At 69.2% G+C, this 6,783-nt stretch carries 7 protein-coding genes; 4 read left to right on the top strand and 3 right to left on the bottom strand.

Translation table 11 applies throughout. From position 1 onward, the window contains the following. Nucleotides 1-68: 68 nt before the first annotated feature. A complete protein-coding gene (crp, locus tag QZY48_RS11540) occupies nt 69-716 on the bottom strand; it encodes a cAMP-activated global transcriptional regulator CRP (protein ID WP_295431001.1) in 648 nt (215 codons plus the stop codon). A gap of 157 nt (nt 717-873) precedes the next feature. Here crp and QZY48_RS11535 point away from each other — a divergent pair, with 157 nt between their 5' ends. The 4 genes from QZY48_RS11535 to QZY48_RS11520 all read left to right on the top strand — a co-directional run bounded on the left by QZY48_RS11535 (nt 874) and on the right by QZY48_RS11520 (nt 4,555). Beyond that, nucleotides 874-1,290 carry an OsmC family protein gene (locus QZY48_RS11535; RefSeq protein WP_295431000.1) on the top strand — a complete coding sequence of 139 codons (417 nt, stop codon included), beginning with the start codon at nt 874-876 and terminating at the stop codon, nt 1,288-1,290. Then, entirely contained in the window at nt 1,283-2,599 is a 1,317-nt protein-coding gene (locus QZY48_RS11530) for a hypothetical protein (RefSeq protein ID WP_295430999.1), read from the top strand. The genes QZY48_RS11535 and QZY48_RS11530 overlap by 8 nt, the downstream gene beginning before the upstream one ends. A gap of 62 nt (nt 2,600-2,661) precedes the next feature. After that, nucleotides 2,662-3,501, top strand: a complete 840-nt coding sequence (gene speD, locus QZY48_RS11525; protein ID WP_100921760.1) for an adenosylmethionine decarboxylase — start codon at nt 2,662-2,664, stop codon at nt 3,499-3,501. Between the two features lie 337 nt (nt 3,502-3,838). Further along, nucleotides 3,839-4,555 carry a hypothetical protein gene (locus tag QZY48_RS11520; protein ID WP_295430998.1) on the top strand — a complete coding sequence of 239 codons (717 nt, stop codon included), beginning with the start codon at nt 3,839-3,841 and terminating at the stop codon, nt 4,553-4,555. A 171-nt stretch (nt 4,556-4,726) separates the two neighbouring features. Here QZY48_RS11520 and coq7 read toward each other — a convergent pair whose 3' ends face one another. Both coq7 and QZY48_RS11510 read right to left on the bottom strand, forming a co-directional pair. Continuing rightward, nucleotides 4,727-5,371 carry a 2-polyprenyl-3-methyl-6-methoxy-1,4-benzoquinone monooxygenase gene (gene coq7, locus QZY48_RS11515; protein WP_295431002.1) on the bottom strand — a complete coding sequence of 215 codons (645 nt, stop codon included), beginning with the start codon at nt 5,369-5,371 and terminating at the stop codon, nt 4,727-4,729. A 120-nt stretch (nt 5,372-5,491) separates the two neighbouring features. Beyond that, nucleotides 5,492-6,679, bottom strand: coding sequence for a (Fe-S)-binding protein (locus tag QZY48_RS11510; protein WP_295430997.1), 1,188 nt, complete (start codon nt 6,677-6,679; stop codon nt 5,492-5,494). Nucleotides 6,680-6,783: the final 104 nt, after the last annotated feature.

The following is a 6,783-nucleotide window of genomic DNA, read 5'->3' as shown; positions in this document are numbered from 1 at the left end:
TAATCCGACCACGATTACGACAACGACAACGACAACGACAACGACAACGACGCCCGCTCCGGCCGCCCTCAGCGCGTCCCGAAGACCACGATGGTCTTGCCCTTCACGCTGATCAGCCCCTGCTCCTCCAGGCTTTTTAGGACGCGCCCGGCCATCTCGCGCGAGCAGCCGACGATGCGTCCAAGCTCCTGGCGGGTGATGCGGATCTGCATCCCGTCCGGGTGGGTCATGGAGTCCGGCTGCTTACACAGGTCGAGCAGGGTGCCGGCGATGCGTCCGGTTACGTCCAGGAAGGCCAGGTGCCCGACCTTGCGGCTGGTCTGGCGCAGGCGCTGCGACAGTTGCAGGCCGACCGCATACAGAAACTCCTTGGCCACCTCCTTGAGGTCGGTGTCCAGCAGTCGATCCAGGCGCTGGTAGGCGATCTCCGCGACCTTGCACTTGGTGCGGGTACGCACGATGACGCTGCGCGTGTTCTGGGGGACGAAGAGCCCCATCTCGCCGATGAACTCTCCCTTGTTGATGTAGGCCAGCATCAGTTCCCGGCGCTCCTCGTCGTCGATCACGGCCGCGACCGAGCCCTCGATCAGGTAGTACAGGGTCTCGGCCGGCTCGCCCACCCGGATGAAGTCGACATTCTTGTCGTAGGACTTGGTGTGACAGAACGACAGGAAGGGCTGCAGCCAGCCGGGTTCTTCTTTGGGGAGGGTTAGCATAGTCGTGGCAGCGGGCTCGTCGAGGGGCAGTGGATGGGGGGCAGGGTTGGCACCTGATTCTAGGCAAGCCGGTTGGCCTTGTCGAACTATGGTAGCCTCCCGGTCCAGGCGTGGCGCCGCGTCCGGGCGTCCTGGTTTGGTCATCGCGGGGGTCTGCATGAAGGCGCGGGTAAAGTGGATCGATGGGGTTGCCATGTTGGGCGAGTCCGGCTCCGGGCACGGGGTGGTCATGGATGGTCCGCCCGAACTGGGCGGGCGCAACGTCGGGGTGCGGCCCATGGAACTGCTGCTGATCGGCATGGGCGGGTGCACTCAGTTCGATGTACTCCTGATTTTGCGCAAGTCACGCCAGGAGGTGACGGACTGCGTGGTCGAACTGACGGCGGACCGCGCCGCCACTGACCCCAAGGTTTTTACCCGCATCCACGCCCATTTCATCCTGACCGGGCGGGGGCTCGACCCGCGCCAGGTAGAGCGTGCGATCAAGCTCAGCGCGGAGAAATACTGCTCCGCGTCCATCATGCTGGGCGCCACCGCCGCGATCACCCACGACTTCGAGTGTCGCGATGCCTGAGGCGGCGGAGTTCGACGCACTCACCGCGGAATTCTACGAGGGCTGGCTCCACTACCACCCGGACCTGGCCCTGCGCGCCGGGGTCCCGGTGGCGGGCCGGCTGCTGCCGGTGCAGGAGGACGAGGACCTGCTCGGCCTCAAGGGCTGGCTGGAGGAACTGCTCCTGGGCCTCGACGAGATCGATTTCCACGCACTGGACGCCGACCGGCAACTGGACTGGGAACTGCTGGCCGGGGCCGCCCGGGTCGAGCATCGGGAACTCTCCGGCGGCGGCTGGCGCCGCCGCGATCCCCTGGGCTATCTGCCGCTCGCCGTGCTCGAGTGGCTGAGCGGCACCCCGGACGCGGCGCCGCACGGCACCCTGGCGCGGCTCCTGGGGGAACTCCCCGAACACCTGCGCCAGGCGCAGGTGCAGTTGCGCGTCGCGGCTCCGGGCCTGGCCCCGCTCCTGGTCCGCGTCGCCGCCCGCGAGGCGCAACGCGCGTGCGACCACCTGCGCGTGCTCGCCCGGGGTCCCCGGCCGCACCGCGACGGTGACGGGCATGCCGGACTGGCGCAGCCGCTTGAGTGCGCCGCCGCGGCGCTTGCCGGCTATCACCATTTTCTGACCGATGAACTGGCCCCGCGGGCCCGCGGTGCCCTGGGCCGCGGGGCCGAGCACCTGGGGCTGCGGTTGTGCGAGGTCCACTTCATCGAGTGTGACCCGGCGGCCGGGTGCGAGCCCATTACCCGTGCCCTGGAGTGGGCGCAGGCGGCCGTGACCGACGCCGACGCGACCCCGGCCGGGGGGCAGGCCCCAGTCTCGGCCGAGGGCGGTTACCACTTGGCCGCGACTGATGCGGCCCGCGGGCACCGCCTGCCGCGTCGCTTCGCCAACGACGCCTCCTGGGCGCTGAGTTGGCAACTCTATCTTAGCGGTCGGGGCGCGCCGGGTGGGGCGCCGGGGTCGCGACTGGCTGCGCCCCGCGAGCAGCTCCTGCTGGCCCGGCTCGATCTGGATCTCCATCGGGGTCGGATCGACGACGAGCAGGCGCTGGTGAGCCTGGCCCGGCTGGGGCTGGAAGGCCCCGCGGCGGAGGCCCGGGTGGCACAACTCGCCCGGCACCCGGGCGACGCCCTGGCCGGGGTGCTGGGTTGGCGGTTGCTGGAGCAGGTGCGGGACCGGCAGGGGGCGGGGGCTGGGCCCGGCGCGCCCGCCTGGCGCGCTCTGCTGGCCTCCTACGGGGCCATCCCCCTGCCCCTGGTATTGCGCTACGGCCTGGGCCAGGCCCCCTGGCAGGCGGCCTGGGACGCGGTCTTGGGCACCTGAGCGCTAGTGGCCGGCGCGAGCGGCTGCTAGGATGTGCGGTTGCGCACACCGGAGCCCGTACCATGTCGATCGGCCACAAGAAGCTGCAGCTCCAGGGTTTCAACAACCTGACCAAGACCCTGAGCTTCAACATCTACGACGTCTGCTACGCGGACAGCGCGCTCCAGCGCGAGGCCTACATCCAGTACATCGACGAGGCCTACAATGCGGAGCGCCTCACCGCCATCCTGACCGACGTGGCGGCGATCATCGGCGCCAACATCCTCAACGTCGCCCACCAGGACTACGACCCCCAAGGCGCCTCGGTCACCATGCTGATTTCGGAGGAGCCCCTGGTCGCCGAGCAGCTCCCCAATTTCGCCAAGCCCGGACCGCTCGCGCGGTCCGGTCTCTTCCCGGACGCCGTTGTGGCCCACCTGGACAAGAGCCACATCACGGTGCATACCTACCCGGAGAGCAACCCGGTCACCGGCATCAGCACCTTCCGCGCCGATATCGACGTGTCCACCTGCGGGCGCATCTCACCGCTGCGCGCGCTCAACTCCCTGATCCACTCCTTCGAGTCCGATGTCGTGATCCTCGACTACCGGGTGCGCGGCTTCACCCGTGACGTGACCGGGCGCAAGCACTTCATCGACCACAACATCAGCTCCATCCAGAACTACCTGTCGCGGGACAGCAAGGACCGCTACCAGATGGTGGACGTGAACGTCTATCAGGAGAACCTGTTCCACACCAAGATGGTGCTCAAGCAGTTCCAACTCGACGACTATCTCTTCTGCATCGAGGAGAAGGACCTGCCGGAACCGGAGCGCTGGCGCATCCAAAAGCTCGTGCGCCGCGAACTGTCCGAGATCTTCTACGGGTGCAACCTGTCGCGTGAACTGGAGTTTGCGGGCTGAAGCTCGCTCGCGACACCGCTCAAACGGTGTCACGCAGGTGTCAGGCGATCCCTTCCAGACCGACCTGGCTGGCCCAGGCCAGCGATCCGCTCGCGCCGTTCGCGCCCCCGCCGGAAGTCGAGGCTTCAGCCGGACCAGGGCTCGTAGAGGCCAAGGGTCGACCGGCCGAAGCCTCGACATCTGGTTGCATTGCGGGGTCCGCGCCGCGGCGGCCGGCTGCCCAGTGTTCGTCACCGAACAGACCGCCCTGCCGCGGCGGACCTATCGTATGGAACCCCTGAATTGTCGAGTAGGAAATTCTCGAAACGGATTTCCATCTGTCTCCGGAGGATCAGTGATGAAGATGCAGTCAACGACCAAACGCCTGACGACAACGGCATCCGCCCTGTCGCTTGGGTTATTGCTTTGCGGCCAGCTTGCGACGGCAGCCGATGCCCCAGCGGCAACCCCGGCGCCCGCTCCCGCAATCGAGACCTACCCTTCCTGGACCGCGCAGGAACGCCAGCAACACTGGGAGCAAATGCAACAGAGCGCGCGCGAGCTGTGGGCGAAAGTCAACCTCAGCCCTGAGCAACGCCAGCAGTACTGGGAGCAAGTGCAGCAGGGTGCACAGGATCTATGGGATAAATGGGGTCTGAGCGCGCAGCAGCGCCAACACTACTGGGAGCAGATGCAACAGGGCTGGAACGACCTGGTGGCGATGGTCACCCCGCCCGCGGAGACGCCGCCGACGGCCCCTGCGTCGGCGGCCCCGGTTGCCGTAGCTGCAACGCCGCCGACGGCCCCTGCGTCGGCGGCCCCGGTTGCCGTAGCTGCAACGCCGCCGACGGCCCCTGCGCCGGCGGCACCGGTTGCTGTAGCTGCAACGCCATCGACGGCCCCTGCGCCGGCGGCACCGGTTGCTGTGGCTGCAACGCCGCCGACGGCCCCCGCGCTGGCAGCGATTGACCCAGCGGTGACCCCGTCGACCGCTCTCCCCGCGGCCGCCGGCGACCCGCCTGAGAGGGTGTACGACATCTTATCGCTATGGGGCCTGACCTCGGAGCAACGCTAGCAATACTGGGCGTTCATGCAACAGGGCGGGTAGACGAAGCAAGGTGCATCAGGCGCGCGGCCCGGCGCCGCGGGCCGGGTGCGGCGCTCGGTCGCGCCGCATCCACCAGTTGCCAAGGAAACCCGACCGGTCGACGAAGCAGCGGCGCATCGGCAACGCCTGCTCCGGCGACTAGACCCAATAGACGCTCCGCGTCATGGCGCGCGAGGCCAGGCGCATCGCGGTGCGGATCGGCGCCGGCAATTCGGCCCCGCCCGCCGCCTTGGCGACCTGGGCGTGGTGGATCTCATCGACCTTCATCTGCTCGAGCACGGCCCTGGTGCGCTCGTCGCGCTCCGGGACCTGGTCCAGGTGGTCGTCCAGGTGGTCCTCGACCTGGCGCTCGGTCTCGACCACAAACCCCAGGCTCCAGCGGTCCCCGGCCAGCCCGGCGAGCGCCCCGATGGCGAATGACCCGGCGAAAAAGAGCGGATTCAGCAGGCTCTTGCGGTCCCCCAACTCCTCGATCCGGGTCGCGCACCAGGCCAGGTGGTCGTTCTCCTCCAGGGCCGAGCGCTCCATGCGCTTGCGCGTCTCGGGCATCCGTGCCGTGATCGCCTGGCCCTGATAGAGCGCCTGGGCGCAGACCTCACCCGTGTGGTTGATGCGCATCAGTCGGGCTATGTGGCGGCGCTCCTGCTGCCCCAGTGCCGCCTCGTCCAGCAGGGCCGCCGGGTAGGGGCGCTCCGTGACCCGCGGGCGGCCGAAGAGGGTGCGCAGGGCATTGTCGGCGTTGCGGATCAGCCGGTCGATGGGGGTGTAATGGCGCTGTGTCATGGGGTATTGCTGCTGCTCGGTCCGGTCGGTCAAGGCGGGAGTCTGGGGCGCGGCGGGGATCGCTTCAACCCGGATTCTGCATTGCTGAATCGTAATTGGCGATTGGCGAGCGTGGATGGATCAATCGAGCTGGCGTGCCAGGACTTCTACCGGGTGGCAGACCTCGATCGCCAGCCCGGCCTCCCGCAGCCCGGCGCTCAGATGCAGGGCACAGCCCGGGTTGGTGGTGACGATCAGGTCGACGGACAGCGCCGTGAGGCCCCTGAGCTTGTCGGCAAGCAGGGCTGCGGCCAGCGCCGGCTGCTGGAGCAGATAGGTGCCGGCCGCGCCGCAACAGGTCTCGTTGCCCGCAAGCCCCTGGACGCTGAGCCCCGGAATGCGTTGCAGCAGCCGGTAGACGGCGCCGCAGCCCCCCAACAGGTTGCGATGGGAGCAGGGCTCATGGACCAGGACGCGGCGCGCCAGGGGCCGGAACCGCAGGCCCGCGAGGGCCGGAACCTGTTCGAGCCAGTCACAGAACTCGCGGGTCGCGGCGCTCCCCGGGGCCGCCCGCAGTTCCGCCACACAGGCGCTCGCGAGCCCCACCAGCGGCGGGTCCCCCGGGCGGCGGGCGAGGGCGTCGCGGCGCCGGTCCCCCTCCCGCGGCAGCCCGTTGTGACGCAGCAGGGCGCCGCAACACGTCGGGTACGCGGGAACGCGTACGCGCAGTCCCAGGCGCGCGCACAGGGTGCGGGCGGCGGCGATGGCGTGCCCCTGGGCCAGGGCGCCCATGCAGCCGACGAAGATCTCCAGATCCGCCGGCCCGCTGTCTGCGGCCGGGACCGGCGCCGCCAAGGTCGGGATCGCCCGGGTCAGGCGATGCAGCGGGGCGATGGCTGGCAAGGCTGCCAGGCCCGTGCGCTCCGCCAGCCGGGCCAGCCCGGCGCATTGGTAGAGCCGGGCACCCCGGGCCAACCAGCGGGTGACCCCGGCATCGGATAGCCACCCCAACCAAAGCCGCAGCCAGGCCCGTCGCGCGGGCGATGCGCGCTCGACCCGTGCTGCCCGGGCCCCGTCGGCGAGTTGCCCGTAGGCGACCAGGGAGGGGCAGGCGCCCTCGCAGGCACGGCAACCCAGACAACTGTCCAGGTGCCCGGCCAGGGCGGGACTCATGGCGAGGTCCCCGGCGGCCCACCCCTGGATCAGGGCAATGCGCCCGCGCGGCGAATCCGCCTCATTGCCGAGCTTCACGAAGGTCGGGCACTGGGGCAGGCACAGTCCGCACTTGACGCACTGGTCCGCGAGGAGGAGTAGCTGGTCGGGGGTCACGTCGATCCTGGTGGGGGGGGGAGTTCGGGGTGGGTGCGATCAGAACTGATGTAGTGACCGAGATCCCGGGTACGCTGTCGTTGTCGTTGTCGTTGTCGTTGTCG

Origin of the sequence: uncultured Thiodictyon sp. (assembly GCF_903828115.1) — a bacterium.
In the GTDB taxonomy this organism is placed as follows: Bacteria; Pseudomonadota; Gammaproteobacteria; order Chromatiales; family Chromatiaceae; genus Thiodictyon.
This window is presented reverse-complemented; position numbering and strand designations above follow the sequence as displayed.